The 19409-nt window shown below is 33.7% G+C and carries 23 protein-coding genes; all 23 read right to left on the bottom strand.

Annotated features, from left to right (window positions below):
* Entirely contained in the window at positions 1-555 is a 555-nt protein-coding gene (locus BN2390_RS07530) for a phage tail protein (protein ID WP_053983735.1), read from the bottom strand.
* Positions 556-559: 4 nt separating this feature from the next.
* A complete protein-coding gene (locus tag BN2390_RS07535; RefSeq protein WP_053983736.1) occupies positions 560-1672 on the bottom strand; it encodes a baseplate assembly protein in 1113 nt (370 codons plus the stop codon).
* On the bottom strand, positions 1669-1983 hold the full coding sequence (locus BN2390_RS07540) for a hypothetical protein (protein WP_207642818.1): 315 nt from the start codon (positions 1981-1983) through the stop codon (positions 1669-1671). Before BN2390_RS07540 ends, BN2390_RS07535 begins: the two co-directional genes overlap by 4 nt.
* A gap of 3 nt (positions 1984-1986) precedes the next feature.
* Positions 1987-2526 carry a phage tail protein gene (locus tag BN2390_RS07545; protein ID WP_053983738.1) on the bottom strand — a complete coding sequence of 180 codons (540 nt, stop codon included), beginning with the start codon at positions 2524-2526 and terminating at the stop codon, positions 1987-1989.
* A 1-nt stretch (position 2527) separates the two neighbouring features.
* Positions 2528-2725: a hypothetical protein gene (locus BN2390_RS07550; RefSeq protein ID WP_053983739.1), complete on the bottom strand. Its 198-nt coding sequence runs from the start codon at positions 2723-2725 to the stop codon at positions 2528-2530.
* A gap of 3 nt (positions 2726-2728) precedes the next feature.
* The gene (locus tag BN2390_RS07555; RefSeq protein WP_053983740.1) at positions 2729-3619 is read right to left on the bottom strand and encodes a phage late control D family protein; all 891 of its coding nucleotides are present in this window, start codon (positions 3617-3619) and stop codon (positions 2729-2731) included.
* A gap of 4 nt (positions 3620-3623) precedes the next feature.
* A complete protein-coding gene (locus BN2390_RS07560; RefSeq protein ID WP_053983741.1) occupies positions 3624-3833 on the bottom strand; it encodes a tail protein X in 210 nt (69 codons plus the stop codon).
* The gene (locus BN2390_RS21925; protein WP_053983742.1) at positions 3826-5685 is read right to left on the bottom strand and encodes a phage tail tape measure protein; all 1860 of its coding nucleotides are present in this window, start codon (positions 5683-5685) and stop codon (positions 3826-3828) included. The genes BN2390_RS07560 and BN2390_RS21925 overlap by 8 nt, the downstream gene beginning before the upstream one ends.
* Positions 5686-5838: 153 nt before the next feature.
* Positions 5839-6174, bottom strand: a complete 336-nt coding sequence (locus tag BN2390_RS07570; RefSeq protein WP_053983743.1) for a hypothetical protein — start codon at positions 6172-6174, stop codon at positions 5839-5841.
* Positions 6175-6207: 33 nt separating this feature from the next.
* Positions 6208-6720 carry a phage major tail tube protein gene (locus tag BN2390_RS07575; protein WP_053983744.1) on the bottom strand — a complete coding sequence of 171 codons (513 nt, stop codon included), beginning with the start codon at positions 6718-6720 and terminating at the stop codon, positions 6208-6210.
* Positions 6720-8165 carry a phage tail sheath protein gene (locus tag BN2390_RS07580; protein ID WP_053983745.1) on the bottom strand — a complete coding sequence of 482 codons (1446 nt, stop codon included), beginning with the start codon at positions 8163-8165 and terminating at the stop codon, positions 6720-6722. Before BN2390_RS07580 ends, BN2390_RS07575 begins: the two co-directional genes overlap by 1 nt.
* A 14-nt stretch (positions 8166-8179) precedes the next feature.
* The gene (locus BN2390_RS07585) at positions 8180-8686 is read right to left on the bottom strand and encodes a hypothetical protein (RefSeq protein WP_242847656.1); all 507 of its coding nucleotides are present in this window, start codon (positions 8684-8686) and stop codon (positions 8180-8182) included.
* 15 nt (positions 8687-8701) lie between these two features.
* A complete protein-coding gene (locus BN2390_RS07590; protein WP_053983747.1) occupies positions 8702-9361 on the bottom strand; it encodes a hypothetical protein in 660 nt (219 codons plus the stop codon).
* Between the two features lies 1 nt (position 9362).
* The gene (locus BN2390_RS07595; protein WP_053983748.1) at positions 9363-9683 is read right to left on the bottom strand and encodes a hypothetical protein; all 321 of its coding nucleotides are present in this window, start codon (positions 9681-9683) and stop codon (positions 9363-9365) included.
* Between the two features lie 14 nt (positions 9684-9697).
* On the bottom strand, positions 9698-10741 hold the full coding sequence (locus BN2390_RS07600; RefSeq protein ID WP_053983749.1) for a major capsid protein: 1044 nt from the start codon (positions 10739-10741) through the stop codon (positions 9698-9700).
* Between the two features lie 15 nt (positions 10742-10756).
* On the bottom strand, positions 10757-11098 hold the full coding sequence (locus tag BN2390_RS07605) for a hypothetical protein (RefSeq protein WP_053983750.1): 342 nt from the start codon (positions 11096-11098) through the stop codon (positions 10757-10759).
* Positions 11098-12180 carry a head maturation protease, ClpP-related gene (locus BN2390_RS07610; protein WP_053983751.1) on the bottom strand — a complete coding sequence of 361 codons (1083 nt, stop codon included), beginning with the start codon at positions 12178-12180 and terminating at the stop codon, positions 11098-11100. Before BN2390_RS07610 ends, BN2390_RS07605 begins: the two co-directional genes overlap by 1 nt.
* Positions 12181-13719 carry a phage portal protein gene (locus BN2390_RS07615; RefSeq protein ID WP_082238667.1) on the bottom strand — a complete coding sequence of 513 codons (1539 nt, stop codon included), beginning with the start codon at positions 13717-13719 and terminating at the stop codon, positions 12181-12183.
* A 51-nt stretch (positions 13720-13770) separates the two neighbouring features.
* Positions 13771-14004 carry a DUF6148 family protein gene (locus BN2390_RS07620; protein WP_053983752.1) on the bottom strand — a complete coding sequence of 78 codons (234 nt, stop codon included), beginning with the start codon at positions 14002-14004 and terminating at the stop codon, positions 13771-13773.
* Between the two features lie 145 nt (positions 14005-14149).
* The gene (locus BN2390_RS07625; RefSeq protein WP_053983753.1) at positions 14150-15979 is read right to left on the bottom strand and encodes a phage terminase large subunit family protein; all 1830 of its coding nucleotides are present in this window, start codon (positions 15977-15979) and stop codon (positions 14150-14152) included.
* Complete coding sequence (locus BN2390_RS07630) at positions 15972-16505, bottom strand: MerR family transcriptional regulator (protein WP_053983754.1); 534 nt, start codon at positions 16503-16505, stop codon at positions 15972-15974. Before BN2390_RS07630 ends, BN2390_RS07625 begins: the two co-directional genes overlap by 8 nt.
* Positions 16506-16871: 366 nt before the next feature.
* A complete protein-coding gene (locus BN2390_RS07635) occupies positions 16872-17681 on the bottom strand; it encodes a hypothetical protein (RefSeq protein ID WP_053983755.1) in 810 nt (269 codons plus the stop codon).
* A 917-nt stretch (positions 17682-18598) separates the two neighbouring features.
* Positions 18599-19270: a hypothetical protein gene (locus BN2390_RS07640; RefSeq protein ID WP_053983756.1), complete on the bottom strand. Its 672-nt coding sequence runs from the start codon at positions 19268-19270 to the stop codon at positions 18599-18601.
* Positions 19271-19409: the final 139 nt, after the last annotated feature.

Consider the following 19409-nt stretch of genomic DNA (forward strand, 5'->3'; position numbering starts at 1 on the left):
TCATCCCTCCTGTCTAATGATTATTTTGTCACCTGTATGTACTATAAACCCATAATAAAGATTTAGATTTGCACTCATCATCACTAATACTTCATGAAGTCGTGTACTTTTCCTTTTTACTGCTTCTACTGCTTTATGAAATTGCTCTGCAAGTTCTCCTGTTACTTTCGTATTGGTTGTAAGTACTCTAAAATGATAAGGTTGTCCATCATACTCATACCATTCTTCTATTTGGCCATCTCCAAAATAGTCTGCTATAACTTGCTCTATAGCATAATTAGTACCAAGTGTTCTGAATACCTTATTGCAATTTCTAATTATATTTCTCTTGATATCTGCATTCGCATTAGCATCATACCAAAATATATTTCTTTCTATTGCAATGGTATCTAATACTTCTTCTGGTAAGTCCTCTAGTTGTGTCCTTATTAAACTTCTACCGGTATCTATTTCATTTAATATCTCTGTTAGTACTAAACTCATTGCCTGTGTTGTCTTATCCTGCTTCATTGCTGATGTTTGCAATGTGAGTACATTAACATTACCTAGTTCCATTAAATCATCCTTTCAATCCTCCATAAATAATACTTTTAGTCGTCACTTTAGGAACTTGTGTCTCTTGAATTTCTGTATATATAGGTGATGTAATATCAACTTTATATGCTCCTGCATTTAAAATAAGTTGTTTTAGATAATCTGGATTAACTGATCTGCCTATTTTAGAATCCTGCCACTTAATATATTCATTTACAGACTCAACAACCTTAGCCTTTATAATGTTTTCACTTGCTGCATTATCTAAAGCAATGTAATAAGTTAAAGAAATACTATATTCTGATACTGTAGGCGCTGCTACACTCACTTTATCAGTCATTGGTCTTGCCTTTTTGCTATTACAAGCATTCTTTATTCTTTCTATAATAGCTTCTGATGGCAACTGGCCATTTTTCATTAGTGCTGTTATTAGTATTTCTCCTGGTCTAGGAGAAGTTACTATAACATCATCAATATCTGTATCTGCACTTTTAGCATGATAGATATAACCTAACTCATGTCCTGCTGTAGATATTTTAGCTGCTGCTAATCGAATTCTTTCTCTATAACCACTCCAAATATCTACTCCATTATCATCCTCTTCCTCTTCTGATCCACCACTGCTAGTTGTAATATTTGATACGCTCCCAACAAAAGGAATCATATCAACCAATGTCTTTATCTGTCCTGGTGCAAACCCATTATGATTCACTCCTGCTACAGTTGCCACTACATCTACTTCTAATGATGCAGTATTCGCGCTAATAAACGTATCAGAAAGAGTTTCAAAGAATAACAACCCATCTGGTGTAACTCTAGTTCCTTTAGGAATATGAACTGTCTGCATTTGAGCACTAGATAATCTAAATTCTACTCTACACATTGCCTTTTGAGCTTGTAAGCGTTTTGTATCATATTCTATTCCTATAGCATCAAGAACTTGTCCTTTAGCATAGGTAAGTAAGTTTTGTTTAGCACTTTCATTAATTGCATTATAGATACCAACTATAAGCTGTACTTCTTGCTCTAAAAAGATACGTCTTTCATCTCCTGGATAAAGTACTTCTCCTAATGCTTGTTGAAACTGCACTAGTATTTCATTATATAATTGTTTTGCATCTACTTTTACAAAATTCAAATCTCAACCACCACCTTAAAAGCCATATGTCCCTCTTCATCAATACTTATAAATTTAACACTCTTTATCACTACATCTTCTTCATATGTCTCAATCATTCGATATACTTCTGATATGTAAAGCGCAATAGCTTCATCTTTAGGTAAATCTAATATTGATGGATCTAATCCTTTAGTCCTATCATAAGCTACCTCATATCTCCATGTATTGAGTAGTGTTCTTATATTTTGTAGTTTTCTCTCTACACCCTTTGCATTCCAATTTAAATCATTTCTTTGTAATGTATCTATCTCATATAACAACTTTCTCACACCCTATTTAATTCTATTTAAATCTGCTTTTTGAGATGGACTAAGAACGTTATAAACAGACGTAGTATCTTTTTGCTTAGTACTCTTTGAGCTCTTTACAGCTTTTGTTTTTTTTGACCTCTTTGTACTTTCTTCTTTTTTACTACCAGCCTTAACAAATTCTTCAAATTTTAATGTTAGTGTAGCGCTAAATAAGTTACCAGCTGCATCAAAGTTTGTTTCATTTACGGAAACATTTTTTAATATCCACTTTGTATTCATAAGTGGCTTTCCTTTTATCAAAAAGGGATATGCTTTAGCTTCATCTTTAACCTGCATCCATGATTCTATTTGTTCAAGAGGCTTAATGCCTAATTCTGCTTCTAGCCTAACCTTTATGCTAAAAGAATCAAGCCCAGCACCTTTGATATAGGTACTAGGCTTCTTATCCTTACTTTCTTGTGTTTCTGTATCTAATCCTGATTCAAGTCCAAACTCATCAAATGTAACTACCTTTTCACTACTTACTGTAAATCCCTTAGGGCCAAACATTGCTAAATACATTCTAGCCCTCCTTTACCTTTGCACTTATTATTCCATCTGTAAATGTATTTCCATAAAATGATACTACTACTTTATCATTTGTTTTTAATGGGCCAACGTGCTCTGCAACATCTAATAGATTTGTTAAAAGTCCTTTTTCTCTTATAAATACTTTTGCCTTATCATCTTTGATAACCGATATTTCACCTTTTAAATTCATGAATCACCATCCTGGAATCGTTCTTAACTTAAGTGAAGTCAAATTAGAACTTATGTTTTGAGTACATTGAAATACATAGTATTTATTATCTGCCAATCCAAATCCATTTAAATCCACCGTGCATCCTGCTGCAATACCAGGATTAAATTTGATATCAAACTCCATAATACTCTCGTACTTATTCACTGATCTTAGGCCATTCTTTGCAAATCTCTCTGATTCACCAATGCTATTTGTTTCAATATCTAAGTTTATTATAGGTCCTATTGTATCTTCACACAGATAAATATAATCACCTATTCTCGCTCCACTATATGTTTTTGTTAACCCATCATAAAATCTAAATTCACCAATAACATCACTCATATGAATTTCAATAGGATGTTGAGCTTCCATAAATTTTTCATCATATACCACTAATGAGTTATTAGTAATCTTCATCACATAACCTTCAATCATGCATCTTTTACTTATGAATACAAAATCAGACTCCTCAACTTGTGTTAACCTATGGTATCTATAATTATTTATGTTATAAGTTTTAAGCTTTAGTGCATTTTTATTAGCAAATTCATTTAGTAGCTCCATTAAAGTGACGTTCTCCCATGACTTTGTGTGCTTTTCTTTAGCCTTAGTCTTAACAGGCAAACAAATCATCTTAATACATCCACTTAATTGTTGCATACCATTGATATACATTTGTCCAGATGAGAAACCTTCATGCTTAATTAGCACCATCTGGTTCTTTTCAGGCTTCCATGAACTCCACTGATTCTCATGATTATTAAATATTATTTCAACTGAATCAAACTTTTCACCTGATAAGTCATGTATTTTACATGTTTGAATATCTACTTCCGATGCTATGTCTTTTCCTTCATATATAAGTTGCATATTTTCACCTCTTCCAAGGAGGGAGTGTTTCTGGAATATCCTCTTCAACAACTGGAACCTTAAGTACTACTCCCGCTTTAAAAGTGATTATCTTAGCGTATGAAGGGTTAGCTTGAATAATTAGATGTGATTTAAATTCATCATTGTACATATCCAAAGCAATAATATCAAAAGTATCACCATCAACTGTAGTGTACTCAATATAATTATCCAAAACTTACAACCTCCTCTTCATACTCTAATTCTTGTAATGCCTGTTTCACTGCTTCTTTAATATCTAATATAGATTGCTTACTTGTATCACCTGTAACATTAATAACGATATTTGCAACCTTCTGTGCCACTTTTTCAGTAACCGATTTATTCACACCTAAAAATTCTGCTGTTTGATTTAATAAATGAATAGATCTTGGTGTACGTTTTAAAGGTATTGCCATTTCTGGACCTGCTTCACCAAATATAGATGCTTGTGTTGCAATCCCTCCCATTGCAAATGTAGGAATTGTAGGGATATTAAATCCTAATGTCTTTCCACCCAAGCCTGGTACCCAATCTGGTACGCTAATTTGTATTTTATTAATACCTTCTGGAATCCTATTAATTCCACCTATAATAAAGTTTACAAATCCTTTAAAGCTTTCCTTTACACCCTCCCATAATCCACCAAACCATTCACCTATTCCCCCAAATGCAGACTTCATTCCTTCCCATAGCTCAAACGCTTTGACCTTAACTGTATCCCAGTTTTTCCATAATGCTACACCTACAGCTATCAGCGCCGCTATACCTAGAACAACCAAACCTATTGGAGATGTGACGAATGCTAATACTGCTCCAAAAGCTCCCATTATCCCTGTACCTATAGCCATAATCCCGTTAAGTGCACCTTGAGCTGCTGTCATTGCCCATGTTCCTGCTGTACTTATGCCTTTTACAACAGCATCTTTTGAATATAAAGCCATTAGATATAATGTTTCTGCTTTATCCTTTATCTTAGCAAGGGTTAGTAATTTAGTAAAAGATGTAAGTTTTCCTACCCATGCAACAGTTTCTGAAATACTCCTAACAATATTTATAGCTTTTATAGATGTCATTACACCAGCTAAAGTTAGTCCTGTTGGTATAATCCAATCTATATTATCTTTCATCCAACCAACAGCATCTCCCGCTAATCTAAATCCATTTTCTATATTCAATATGACCATGTCTATATCAATTTGCTCTACGAAAGCATTAGCTTTAGCTGTTAAATCTGTCAATAGTGGTATGAATTTTGCTAATACAGCACTAGCCTTATCCATGATGTTATTCTTAAGAAGTCTTTTCTGATTCTCCCAAGATGTATCTAACGTTCTAGCAAAGTCTCCTTGAGCATCTGTAGACATTTCTAATAAATAGTTGTATCTCAATAGCGTTTGCTCTGCTTGTGTCATATCTTTATATGACTTCTTAATGCCTTCTCCTAAAGCGTATGCCTCTAGATTTGCTACGCTCATATTAATACCTAGTTGTTTGAGTGGTTCAGTCTCCCCTGACATACCAGCTCTAACCTTATTCCAAGCATCCTCATGAGATAGGTTGTAGAATGATGAAAAATCCCCAGCCAATTCAGCTAATGTTTTAGACATTATGAGCATATCATCAGCAGCTATACCACTACTCTTAAGCATTGCTCCCATACTCCCAGACCATTGTTTAGCCTGTAACTCTGTAATACCAAAAGCCTTTAATGTAGTCTTTGACCAAGCATCAATTTGAATAGCACTTGATGAGAATGTAGTATCTACAACGTTTTGCACTTCAATAAGGCTACTTGCAGTTTCTAAAGCTTGTGTTCCTAATTGTTTAACATAGTTCGTTACGGTCCTTATACCATCATAGACCATGTTACCTATCACAGAACCCTTAATGATATCCCCAAGTCTACTCGCATGCTTTGATGATTCTTGCATACTCTCTCCAAGGTCTTTAGTTCCTTTAGTTGCTTTAGATAATGCATTTTGCAAACTAGGATCTACTTTACCAGCTAAAGTAATTAATGCCTGTAATTCTTTTTTACTTGCCACTCTCTCCCTCCTTCCTCATAGCTTGTGATTCCTCTACTAGATATCTATAAAACTCAACAAAATCTATAAGAGTCATATTGTAGCAATGTTCTGCAGAAGTAGATGTATTAAGCGTTACCCTAGCTATTTGCCTATGAAGAATCTCATCTCCAATTATTCCTCCAAATTCACGTAGAAAAAACTCCTTGCCAGCTTAGCGCCTTTTTGAATATCCTTTGCACTTAATCTAAATACATCTGACATATCCATCTCTGGATTTGCTTTTACAACAGCACCTGCAAATAAGTACATGTGATAATCTGTATCTAGTTCTTCAACAGATATCGGGATACCATCTGATTTAATACGTTTACCTACATTTAACTTGTCTCTAGCAGTCATACTTTCAAAGTCGTAAATTAACTCTTTTACTTCTTTCCCATCAATAAAGATTGGTTTCGTAAGTGTTAACACGTTTGTTTTTAATGCTTCTACCATTTTTTCATTCATCTCATTTCCTCCTAAAATAAATTGAGCCACTCATTATAGAGCGGCTCTGATTTTTTCCATGTAATCTATTCCATTAATTTTGTATATGCTGTTAAGCTTATCAATAAGCAATACTTCTTTGCCATTGATTACTTGTCTGTATCTCAATACTTCAAACTCAATACTACCATCCATAGTAGCACCATTTTCTATTTTACCTGGATCATATTTTTTATTAACTCCAGAAATGAATATCTTAGTTCCCTCTGGAATCATACTACCATCTGCTTGCATAATATCTCGGATAAATCTTAATTCAAGATTTTGCACTCCTGGCTTTGCAAGTTCAGAAGCACCACTGTTAATTGAACGTGATGAAATAGAAAATACCATACTATTTACTTGACCTGTCATTGGCATATCAATAGGTCCCATAATACCTGCACCTTTGATTTCTTGAGTTGGTTTTTCAATTGATGGCAGTTGGCATGATACTTGATCATCAATCTCTACATTATTTGATAGTAACTTATGTGCTATAATACTACCACTAATTACTTTTGACATTACTCATCACCTCCAAATAATACATCAATACCTTCTACTGTGTAACAAATCTTAGCTGTTAAGCTTTTCCCTGGTGGTGTGGTGGTTGTTGCTATATCAAATACAAAGTCACCTTCTACAACATCTGATGTAGGATTGCTTGTCTCTTCAAATACAATTTCTCCTAAAAGTATTTTCCCTTGCGCAATAAGATTATCTAACCATTCTTGCATATCATTTAAGATTGTATCTTTAAGCGCACGATTCATAGGCTTATCCACTTGAATACCATATCGACTCTGGAAAGTATTCGCTATGTACTGTAGCATACGAACGCTACAATCAAATACATTCTTCTTATCAATATCTTTTCCATATTCGTACTCTCCAGTATGCCCACCCCAAAGTACCCATCTTCCACCCCAGTATGAAAGTGTTCTAATACCTTTATAATTAAGGTCATTTGCTTGTACTTGATCAAATATAATAGGTTTTCCATCTGCAAGGCACATACCAACTACATCAACTGGCTTATTTGATGGTGTTTCATATGGTACTCCACCATTCTCATAATCCACCCATTGCATAGTTACTGTCGCTAATGTAGATAGATGATATTTTTTTGTGCCTTTATAAGCCATAGGCCAGCAAGGACTTTCATTACTACTCACATAGCTTTTTTCAACTTTAGCTTGCTTAGCATGTTTAATTGTTTTTACAGATGTACTTTCAATATCGCTATTAACAAAAGCATACCAATGGTTATTAATCTTTTGGCTTGCTGCTTTAAGTGCTGTGTCTACAGTTTCTTTCTCACTCCATCCTGGTGCACAAAATAGAGTAGGAACCATATTGTGAGTTAAATATACGTAATCAACTACGCTAATACCTGTTTTAATCCCTGTTTCTGCATCGGTTCCACCTATCAATTCTGATTCAGTAACTAATGCTAAGTCAACTTCCTTAAATGATACCTCTACAGGAGTTAAAATAGTTCCTTTGATGTCCTTAATTTCTATCCTATTTCCATCACTAGTGTATTTTACATCATAATCTACCCCTAATTGTTTATCAGCTATACTAATGCTATCAAGAATCACTTTATTATTCTCTATATAGCCTGTCTTATTTAACAGCGATACTGTAACTGTTTTATTTTCTGTAGCATGTTTTGAAGGATCTAATACATTGATTAATACAATAGGCCCTATAGGCTTAATATTATTTCTGAAATGTGCATCAATAGCTTCACACAGTGTAAAACTGCTCCATTCATCATTATATCCAGCTTGAACCTCTGCAGCACTAAAACTAGAGACTAAGATAGGTGTATTAACTTTATCTGAGTACTCTCTAAATTGATGTACTGGTAGCGTACCGAAATAAACAGGTAACGTACCTAATGCCTTTGGTGGAATATAATCCTTTGTAGCCATAATCTCAGCAAATGCTCCATGTTTGTACATTACATCACCCTTTCCTAACTATTTAGTAATTTTTCTATATTGACTTTAGGATAAGCTTTACCAGAAATTCCAAACGTCATATAACCATACCAATATGGATATGGTTGGTCCTGATACATATCCCAAGATATTTCTTCTCCAATACAAAGTGTATTATTAATAATCTTTTCTTTAACAAGTTGTGATTTTGTTAAATCTATAAGATTTAATAAGTCAACATACCCATTAAAATTAGGTGTATATTCTCCTTGTTCCTTATGCTCTCCTGGAGAATACACTGCAAACGATATTTTTATTTTAAACTCGTTTATACTTCCATCATCTGAGCCACCATCCATTCCTACTATCAAGCATGGTACATCACCAATATTATCTGGCAACATACCATTAGGAGGTAGCCAGCCTGTGAATACGCTAGGACTAACTAGTTCGTAAGCAAATATATCATTGTCAGATGCCTTTTGAAGCTTTATCTGTTTTGATACATTTTCTTCAAGGAACGATTTAATCTCGTTTAACACATATACACTATTCAACTAATTCGCTCCCTTCACCTTTGATTGTATTTTTTCTAATGCCCTTTGGGTTTCATGCTCTAACCTCTGCTCAAATTTTTCTAAGGCAAAGTCTTGTATTCTCTTTTCCATTCCTTCTGAGGTAATCATTTGAGGTATAGAAAGTGTTCTAATAGGAGCAATCATTTCACGCTTATATCCTTTTTCAGCATATCTACCTCTTGTAGATTTCTTAAATACACCTATTCTCCTAAATACATTAAATTGAACCTTATCTTCACCTTTTGCGCCAGTCGTAGCTGTAAAACCAACTTTAGAAGGTACTTTAGGGCTATTTTTTTTAATAGTAACCTTAACAACTGCACGTTTACCCTTTCTAATTGCTGTCTTAGGAGTAAAAGGAAAATGTGCAAAGCTTAAAAGCTTCCCTTTTGATGTTAGAGAAGCTTTTAAATTTGATTTAGTTGGATAATTAACTCCACCAATAAATGATTTTTTTATCTCTTTCTGCTTAATAGCATATTCTTTAGGAACTATCCTACCTATTTCAGTTTTTGTCTGATCTAGGCTTCTTTTAAGTGCATGATAAATAGCAGTTTGAGTTTGTTTAGGAAATGATTTAAGTTCTAAACTAAGTAAGTCTATTTCTTTTGTATCAATCCAAACACTCCCTTTACCCATATTAACCACCTACTAGGTTTTGATTTAGAATCACTTCATAGACTCCGTTATCTTCTCTTAACGAAAATACATACATTTGCTTTTCATCAAAAATAACTGGTCCATCTTGCTTAAGTTTTGCACTTAACCTTGATTTTGGCACAAAAAATAACAGCTCACCAACATATAAGCCGTCATACTCTTTTTTAGATCTCTCTTCAAGTCTATCATTATCTACTACAATACTTATTTTCTGTCCGTTAATAATGTGCTCTTCTGTAAATTCATCTATATTGAAAAATGTTTGTTCTAAATCTTTATTTATTTGTTCTTTGAATCCCATTTAATTTCACCCTCTTAGCAAACACCTGTTGCCACTACATATGAATCTACATCGGGCATCCATGGTAACGGTCTTGACGCCAATCTCTCTGTATCAATTTCTTTTTCATCATCAACAGAGTACTTTGGAACACGTTTTTCCATGTATTTTACCCATTTACCATTTTCCTTTTGTGTAATTGCTCCGTATGTAATATTACCAGAACCAGATTGTGCAATAATACAAGTACCTTTTGGCAGTAATTGCTCTGCTACACCATTCGCTTTTACAATATTTGAGTAAGATACTACTTCAATTCCGTATTTAGTGAATCTACCATATGAAGTTACTCCTCTGCCTTTGTATTGTGCTTCAGCAAAAGAACCTGCTTGTGCTCTTAATTGAATAATTTCCTTTACAAATGAATTATTGGCAAATGTTTTCCCAGCATCAGGGTCTAAAAGAATAATGTCAGGCGTTGCTGATGATTTTGTTAAGATATTTTTTTCAATCCATTCTTCAATTTGTTCAATAGGATTTACTCCTTCTGCTGTCCACTTTTTAGCAGTGGCAACACTAATTTTATTGGTGAATCCAAAATCAACGTTGAATGTCCCAGCTTCTTTGCCGCTTTCATCATATTCGGTAATGTCAAATGATGATCCTAATAATACCTTTGCGCATAACCATTCTTCTGATAAAGTAATCTCTTGATCCATTTCAATTAAGTCTTGCATTAGCATTTCTGCTGCAATTTGATCAGGTGATTTTGTTGTATATGTATTATCCCCTGGTTGTCTCTTCTCTAAGTCTTCTCCAGTCAATACACGTTTAGGTGCTACTCTTGGAGTAGTGATTTCATTTGTTGTATAACCACGTCTAGTTTCAAGTACACCATTAACTCTTGGTGCAACAAACGGCGCTGCTGATACACCACCTTTGATAATATCAATAAGAGCCTTCTCTGTTTTCGCAAACTTTGGATTGTTAAAGAATGTATCTCTTAAGAAAGTATGTACTGGTGGTGTTTGTCTTAAAGCTTCTAGCATTGTAGCTGTTTCATAAATATTAATTCCCATTAGTTATTTCCTCCCTTATTTTAAAAAGATTCCTAGTTTTTGCAGTTCTAATTCAAAGGATGTTACTGTAACATCATCACCTACAGTAATTTCACTTGCTTTAAAATCACCACTAATATACATTAAAGCTGTAGTGGTACCAGATGAGTTTTGAGTTACATCATCACATAAAATCCCTACTGGAACATCCGATGTGGCTGTACACATAGTACCTGTTGCATTAATTAATGTACCCCTTACAAGTACACCTGATCCTGTTGCAATTTCTACCCCCTTTGTATCTATAGGATGCGTGTTCCCTGCAATAAGCTTATCTGGTGTGAATTCACCAACTTTTTGAAATGCTTTTCTTGACATTATCTTCTACCTCCCATAATTTTTTGACCTGCCGCAACTAATATGTTTACAGATTCATTTTTATCATCTTTATCACTATTTTGTGGTGCTGGTTCATTACTAATATTGTTAATACCACTTTCATTAGCATCCTTCATAACATTTTGAAGATGATTTTCACCAATCTTCTTTTGTGCATTAATAATATTAATTGCTACTTCACCAGCACTAAGTCCTCTTTCAATGCCATCATCTATAACATCTTCTACGCCCTGCACTGATAAATTTTGAATTGCTTTAATACGTGATCTTTCATTTGTTACTGCTTCTTTTTGAGCATCTTCTACAATTTGATTATAGATAGATGGATGCTCTTGTTTTAATTTGTCCACCGTCATTATTTCTTCCTCCTTAGAATTTGTATTTGTATTGTCAATGGTGTTTGTTACACCACTAATACCTAAATTTTTGTTAAGTAATGCTTTCTTCATATTCTCGACACTCCCAAGATTGATAAGCTTATCTATAACTTCTTGCTTATTCTCTAAAGAGTTGTAGATCTTTGGTGCTGATACATCATTGTTTATAATTTCATCAATAATACCTACTTCTAATGCTTGTTCAGCTGTAAACCATGTTGTTTTATCCATCAAAGCAATCATTTCTTCATCTGTTTTTTTATTTCTCATTGTGTATGCTTTTACAATAGTATTATCAACCTGCTCTAGAAAACTTGCATTATCACGATGTGATGGAGCATTGCCATGGTTACCATTTGCTGCTCTGTGAATCATTATCTGAGATAATGCACTTGCTTGAACTGTATTAGCAGCCATTGCAATAAATGATGCTGCACTCGCTGCAACTCCTACAATCTTTGCCGTTGTTTTCCCTGTATATCCTTTAATAAGGTTAAATATTTCGTAGCCATCAAATACACTACCACCACCACTATTGATTAAGAAGATTACTTCTCCACCATTAGCTTGATTAAGAGCATTTTCAATCTGTCTAGGACATGTATAATCCCACTCCATCCAGTCATAAATCCAGGCATAATCATTTGGTATAATGTCACCTTTGATATTAATATTCTTTGGCATCTATTCACTTCCTTTCTCTTTAATTACTGTTACCATACTGAGTTCTTTTCTTGCTTTCTCTTCTCGTATTCGTTGTCTATTATTGTCAAAGAAATCTCCACCATTCATCTCAATAGTTTCTTGCTGTCTTGTAGAAAATCCTTGTTCTACTCTTATAGTAGCTGCATTAGCTTCTTTAACTGGATCTAATTGTCCAGGAGAAGGTCCACACCAATCACATTCACAGTATACTTTTCTTATAAGTGGGTCTGAAAAGAATCCAGGTGCATAAATGCGACCTTTTGCAACTGCTTCAGTCAGCCATTCCTCATAAATAGGCTGACAAAAATCATTTGCCAACCATGTTCTACGCATCCTGAACATTTTCCATGCTTCAAGCAACGCACCTCTTGATGCTGAATAATTGTTAGTGAACTGCTTTAATAGTATTTCTGGTGGTATTTCTAATGCCGCCCCTATTTGTCTTGCCATTGCATTTACAAAACCCTCAAATGCTGTATTGGGCCTACCAGGATTAGCAAAACTTGCTTTTTCTCCAGGTGCTAAAGCAACTACTGCCCCACTTCCTAAAGCAATTTCACTTTCTTCCTCTTCGTATGTATTCTCTTCATTATCCTCTCCCAGTGGTTTTTGATCTGTTGTTTGAGTCTCTATAAATACCGTATACATACCACTAACTACAGCAGCCATAAGTTCTGCATCAGTGTATCTACCTAATTGTTTTAGAGTTTCTATAACAGGTGCTAAAAGTGGAACTCCTCTACGTTGTCCAACTCTCTCACTTTCCATACAATGTATAACATTTCTTCTTCCAGTCTTTTCTCCATATGCACGAACACGCTTTATCTCTCTTCCGTTTGGATTCATAGATGATAACGGATGATAGTTTGCTATATGGTACGCAACAATTTCACCATCTGTATCACACTCTACTCCTTGAATGATATTTGACTCATATGTGCTGAATGTTGGATTACATACTCTATCAGCTTCAATAAGTTGTATTCTTAAATCATAAGGCATTTGTGGCCTAGGCTTATATGGTAATAATGCAAATACATCACCATTCATAATCCATGACAAAAAGGCTAATTGCTGAAGTTCATAAAAGTTATTTATACGTTCCATATCACATGCTGTAGATTCAGCCCACAAGCTAAATTCTCTCATAGTGTCACGTTCCCACTTCATTGCTTGTTCCTCTGTAAGTCCAATGAATTCACTATCTATATTTGGTCTTGGTTTTAATCCACTGCCTACAACATTAGTTCTTGTTGTTTTTAGAGCACTTGTTGCTATAGGTGCACCACCCATATAACTATCTCGCGAACGCTCTCTTAATGTTGGTAAATGATCTTCTATATCTTCCTTATGGCTTCCTCCACCATGCCTCCATCCTTTGCTTGCTTTTCTAGTGTGGCTAGCACCATAGTTACCATATCCACTATTAAGTATTTCTAACTTCTTCCTAGCTAATGTTCTATTTAAAGCTGCTTGTGGTGAAAAAATGCCTATTGCTTTGTCAATTAATTTCAACATTAATCCCTCCTTTCTTATAAATTTAGGGCTATGTGCAAACCTCACATAGCCCTAATCCAATGGTACTATTCTATATATCCTATTCCTTGCTTTTTTCTTACTTGATACTTCAATCTTTTCAACTTCATTTTTCCAAAATACTATTTGTTCTCTAATTTCTTTAAGATTTGCTCGTGTAAGCCTTCTCGAACCTATGGTGTATTCTTGTCCTGATGTTACAGTTAATTCAGCTTCTAACCATGCATTTAGATGGGTTCTTGCTTGTTCTAATGTCCACGCTGCCATGATTTTCACCTTCTCTCAATATTTTTTTATTTATTTTAATACCTAGTTTCTTTAACTCATCTATACTACCCGTACCACATCTTAATGCTTTAAAACATTCTGATATAGTTACATTTTCCATAAATACCTCCATAAAAATAAGACCCTATAGGCCTTTTGATAATACTCTTCTTTTCTTCTTAATTATTTTTTGCTCATACTTTGTTCCAGTAACACCTTGTTTTTTTAATAACTCAAAATTAGGATTAAAAATCTTAATAGCAGCTTGAGCATAGTTCCTTACATCTAGTGATTCATTTCTTATTGATGTACTCTTCTTTTCCCAGTAAATTTTCTTTCCTCTTTTTGTCATTTCTTCTACTTGTACCTCAGAAGTAAGACCTTTGAAATAATCCTCAGTATAACCTCGTATGTATTCTCCCTCTTCCCCCATAGGAAAATGGCAATATCCATCATTAACTCCACCTATATTTTCAAGCTTTAATCTCGATTGTAACATTTCTTTACCATCATCTACACCAAGTATAAATAGTACTGCTTTATTTCTTTTAGTATATGTTTGATGATAGATAAGAGGAATGCCTACACCACCTTTACCTTTGATAGCATAAATGCGCCTATGCTCTCTAACTTTTGTGAAATCATAAACATCGGATGTATAGTGGCCTCCTGAGTCTATACATGTACATGATACTCTTATTCCTGAACCATCTTTAAATCTAAATGTAGTTTGCAAATAATCATCTAACTGATCCCATACTGCCTTTTGTCCTGGGTCACCATAGAATACTTTATATTCTATCCCCCAGCTCTCCTCACCAACACCCCATCCAACAATCTCACATTCAAGACGATTATCTTGTGTGTCTACTCCGGCGGTAAGAACTAATACATCATCTGGAACTTGTGCTTCATAAGTTTCCCTCCTATCTTTAATCACTTCATAATCAAGTTGCTCCTCCTTGGCTTTCTCATATGGCAACCCTAACCTCGTATTAACAAATACCCTCATAAGTTCTTCTTTTTTCTTTGCCTTAACATATTCATCGGCTAACCTATCCCATGGTACCCATGGACTAGAAAAAGAAGTTAAATGAAAACCTCTTGTACGTCTTTCTGGATACTTAGCAATCCATTTGCCTTTTTCTCTTTTCCATTCATATTCAGTATGTACAGAACCACAGTAGGGGCACGTTAATGTGTAGTTGTTAGGATTAAATAGATCTATCGTAATAGCTACATACTCACCACATGAAATACATTTGTGATGCCACTCTTCTTGTGTAGACTCTTCATACTCAAATTCTATACGAGATTCACCTTTTACAAGCGGTGATGATACCATTACTACTTTTCTATTCCAAAAGTTTGATGTACGCCCATCTGCTAATTGTGATGGATCTCCTCCTGTTCCTGCACTAGGTGGGTAAGCATCTACCTCATCCATTAGGATTACTCTTAATGGTGCAGAACGTAAACTTGCTTCACTATTTGCACCAGCTATTTTAAGCCATCCACCAGGAAACATCTTCATTAAAGTATTATTTTTACCATCACGCTTACTTGAATCACTTATCTTATTAGTTAAACAGGGAGTATCTCTAACCATACTCATGACACGTGTTTTTGCAAAATCCTTACATAAATCAAGTTGTGGCATTACATACATCATAGGAGATGGTTCTATATCTATAAAATATCCAAGCATATTCAGTAAGAATTCTGTTTTTCCAAGCTGAATACCACACATGATGACTGTTTTTTCTGTCCTTACATCACTTATTGAATCCATCATTTCACGCTGATAAGGAGCTCTATCAGTATTCCACTTTCCTTTTTCTGCAGAAGCTTCATCAGAAAGCATACGATTCTCATCTGCCCATTGTGATATAGTCATTTTCTTTGGCGGTGCAATCATTCTTACTATTTCTTCAAGTACTATCTTAGATAAGTTAACTTGCGACTTTTTACTCATCACTATCAACCTTTGGCTCAATTTCATTTATATCTGTTTTTGATAGTTCTTCTAATGCTGCATAAATTTCTTTCGTAAGTATGTCTTGCACCGTTATTAAATTATCTATTCCTACTATGCTTGGCGAAACTTTATTAGGTAGCGCTAACATCTTTGATCTAAAATTAATGATTAATCCAGCATATAGCTGTTTAAATTCCTCGACGTTAACCAAGTCACCCGTAAGCTGCATCAATTCAAGTTCTGCTTTTTTTCTTTTTATTTTTTCAAGCTTTAGTTTCTCATTTTCAGATTCCTTCTTGACCAGGTTAACATTTTTGTCTTCATTAATTTCTTCTATGTATTCATGATATTTTTGTAATGTTTCAATAAGCTTGTAACTTCCGTTTTTGTAGCGAGGTATTTTACCCTCTTGAACCATTTGCCTTATCCTGCGAGGGTCAACTCGGAATATTTCAGCCAATACTTGTGTACCAACGATTGTATCACTATTTATTTCAGTCTTTTTTTGTTTTGGCTCAGCCATTATTTGTATCACCCTTTCAGTAGACATTTTAGGAAGGAAACACCTTCTAAAAAAAAATTAGTAACTAGAGGAATATCGGGCCTCGCGAGACCCGCACTTCACCTAACTCCCTCACAGTACCTTTTACATTAAAAGAGGGCTCTATCAAGCCCCATTAATTACCTTTTAAACGACTAATTTATTAACAAACTATTACCACTCTATTAATGTACACATAAACCCTTGTTCCTATTGCAATAACACTAGTTAATGTCAACATTAATCCCTAAAGTAAAGTAGTAAGTTAAAATACACTGTTACTGCTTAAAAGTCAAGAACTATTTCAACACTCTTTAAAACAGAAAAAATTATTTTTAAAACAGTATTTTAATACATAGCTATCTTATCAATAGACTTATATAAAGTATTCAATAGTTCTTCTGTTATATTTCTAACTTCTTGGTATTGAGATATAACCTCACTCTCTATTTCATCATATCCAAATTCTCTATTTATCTGAAGATTACCACATACACGTTCTAACTCTTTGTGACAATCTATTGAAAACCATTGATCAGCGCTCACTGCCTCTTCACATATAAATCCATTCTTTACTTGATCCTCTAATTCATATATTTCTACATCTATTGTCGTCCAGTCAAACTCTTCTCCTCTATAAAAATGAATATATTTAATATCCCACAGTGAAATATTTGTCATACTTTCCATTTGCAATAAAACTTTCCTAATCTTCTCTTTAAAATCATCTGACATGGTTACTTTAAGCTCATCATAGCCATTTTTACATAGATTAGTCTCTATATGTTGTTTGATAGAATAATATATACTTCTAGTTCCAGTTGCTAGTATTTTGTCATATTTATTTAAAAGAACTATATATCTCTCTAATTTTGTACGCATTTTTTTATTCAAGTATATCCTTCTATCTACGCTTATATATTTTTCTATTTCCCTTATGCTATCTGTAATCTCCATAGTTTCAGATTTATATACCTTTTCTAACTCTTTTCCTAGAGGTATTAGAATATCTTGTACTATCATTTGTTTATTTGCTAACTTAAGCTCATGCCTCTTCACCCTAATGCTACTCATATAAGTTACTCCACCACCAATAACAACTCCTACCAACGGTAATGTAGCCTTAATAAGTTCCATAGTATCTTTTGTATCACTCATTCCTATACCCCCTCGTTATTTTAACTAGAGTATAAAATATGTTTTATTTAAAGTAAACTATTTTCATTTACTCCCCTACATAATAAAAAGAGATAAGGCGTACACTCTTATCTCTCTTCCTCTTCTCCAAATAGCTCAGTATAATTTGGAAATACAATAGCTTCTTGTTATTTGTTGATAATACTATCTTAGCAGCCTCACCCCTTTCTTGATTATTTAAATGCGTACTATAAAGAATCTATGAAAAATTAGTTTTTGCAACATTAACTCTAGTTATTGCAACATAATGTATGCAATAATCCCTATAGTAAAGTATATAGATAGTAAAGTAGTTAGCTAAAATACTACAACAACATTATTTAGTCAAGCTCTTATTAAAATAACTTTCAGACACAAAAAAGCTACTAGGTTCACCAGTTCCTAATAGCTTTTTATACTTCAACTTAATGACGATTCGAAGGAAAATACAATGGACTTTGTAATGTTAGTACCTTTTGCTTTTACATATATTATGAAGAACATGTGAAGAATCAGTTTTTGCAACAAAAGCCCTAGTTAGTGTAACAAAAACCCCAATTAATGTTGCAATAACCCCTATTAATGTTGTATTAATGCAACATTATGTTGCAAAAACCCTAGTTAGTGTTACATTGAAGTATAGTTTTTACATCTTATCGTTACAAAAACCCTAGTTAATGTTACATTATGTATGCATTAATCCCTAAAGTAAAGAAAAGAAGAGTAAAGAAAAGTAAAGTAGAAGAAAGCAGTAGCAAAAATAGTTTCTGCACCATTTTGCTACAATAACTAAATACAGCTTGCCGCTACTTGCTATTTAAGCAATAAAAAAGAGCTATAGTAGCTCTTTAGAAATCACTCTCCGGTTATTACTTTAGTTCTTCCTGATATTCTTCGCTTTATTGCTTTTCTTTTATTAATTCATCTACTGCAAATTCTATAGACATTAAATGTTTTATTCTACGTTTATCAAAGTAAAAGTCATGATATATGTAGACTATTGTAATAAGACTCACTATAATAATAAATACTCTATACATCCATTGGGAATTACTGATACTTTCCAACTCAGCTGTTAACTTATTTTGTATTTCATCTTTTTCTCTATATATTTTATCACGATTTTGAATATATGTATTAGTGTCTTTTTCTGTAACATACTTTATATCATTAATAACTTTCTTGCTACTTTCATATTCCTCATTAATTTTATCTAATCGTTGTTCAAATGTTTTGGACTCGCTTAACTTTGCATTAAACTCATTATAATCTTGATATACTTGGGCCATAACTATACCCAGTACAGCAACTAGTATAGAAAATGCACCTATAACTAGTGATGTAAGATCATTAGATTTACAGCTATCTATTTTATATGTGACAATGGAGTTTATCTTCTCTAAGTCTTTTTCGCGCCACTCATCTCGCTCATTTGATATTAACTCCTTGACATGTTGAATCGTGTCATCATTCAACTTAGGTTTCTCAACTCTAATATTAATTTTTTTCTTTTTTTTAAACATCAACTTATCTAGTACGTTATCTGTAATACTATAATAATCGTTATTCATAATACCTCTCCTCTACATCTTTAATAATTTTAATATTTTTTAATAAGTAATTAATTTATAAATGCTAGATTTTATATTAATTTACTTATAATTACTTCCGCACATCTATTTACTTGAATATGCCCTTATTTATTTTAAT

This window comes from Niameybacter massiliensis, from assembly GCF_001282685.1.
In the GTDB taxonomy this organism is placed as follows: Bacteria; Bacillota; Clostridia; order Lachnospirales; family Cellulosilyticaceae; genus Holtiella; species Holtiella tumoricola.

Coding starts and splice junctions, on each gene's coding strand:
- BN2390_RS07530 (WP_053983735.1), bottom strand. CDS start 555: ATGGAACTAGGTAATGTTAATGTACTCACATTGCAAACATCAGCAATG.
- BN2390_RS07545 (WP_053983738.1), bottom strand. CDS start 2,526: ATGTATTTAGCAATGTTTGGCCCTAAGGGATTTACAGTAAGTAGTGAA.
- BN2390_RS07550 (WP_053983739.1), bottom strand. CDS start 2,725: ATGAATTTAAAAGGTGAAATATCGGTTATCAAAGATGATAAGGCAAAA.
- BN2390_RS07555 (WP_053983740.1), bottom strand. CDS start 3,619: ATGCAACTTATATATGAAGGAAAAGACATAGCATCGGAAGTAGATATT.
- BN2390_RS07570 (WP_053983743.1), bottom strand. CDS start 6,174: ATGAATGAAAAAATGGTAGAAGCATTAAAAACAAACGTGTTAACACTT.
- BN2390_RS07575 (WP_053983744.1), bottom strand. CDS start 6,720: ATGTCAAAAGTAATTAGTGGTAGTATTATAGCACATAAGTTACTATCA.
- BN2390_RS07580 (WP_053983745.1), bottom strand. CDS start 8,165: ATGTACAAACATGGAGCATTTGCTGAGATTATGGCTACAAAGGATTAT.
- BN2390_RS07590 (WP_053983747.1), bottom strand. CDS start 9,361: ATGGGTAAAGGGAGTGTTTGGATTGATACAAAAGAAATAGACTTACTT.
- BN2390_RS07595 (WP_053983748.1), bottom strand. CDS start 9,683: ATGGGATTCAAAGAACAAATAAATAAAGATTTAGAACAAACATTTTTC.
- BN2390_RS07600 (WP_053983749.1), bottom strand. CDS start 10,741: ATGGGAATTAATATTTATGAAACAGCTACAATGCTAGAAGCTTTAAGA.
- BN2390_RS07605 (WP_053983750.1), bottom strand. CDS start 11,098: ATGTCAAGAAAAGCATTTCAAAAAGTTGGTGAATTCACACCAGATAAG.
- BN2390_RS07610 (WP_053983751.1), bottom strand. CDS start 12,180: ATGCCAAAGAATATTAATATCAAAGGTGACATTATACCAAATGATTAT.
- BN2390_RS07615 (WP_082238667.1), bottom strand. CDS start 13,719: ATGTTGAAATTAATTGACAAAGCAATAGGCATTTTTTCACCACAAGCA.
- BN2390_RS07620 (WP_053983752.1), bottom strand. CDS start 14,004: ATGGCAGCGTGGACATTAGAACAAGCAAGAACCCATCTAAATGCATGG.
- BN2390_RS07625 (WP_053983753.1), bottom strand. CDS start 15,979: ATGAGTAAAAAGTCGCAAGTTAACTTATCTAAGATAGTACTTGAAGAA.
- BN2390_RS07630 (WP_053983754.1), bottom strand. CDS start 16,505: ATGGCTGAGCCAAAACAAAAAAAGACTGAAATAAATAGTGATACAATC.
- BN2390_RS07635 (WP_053983755.1), bottom strand. CDS start 17,681: ATGAGTGATACAAAAGATACTATGGAACTTATTAAGGCTACATTACCG.
- BN2390_RS07640 (WP_053983756.1), bottom strand. CDS start 19,270: ATGAATAACGATTATTATAGTATTACAGATAACGTACTAGATAAGTTG.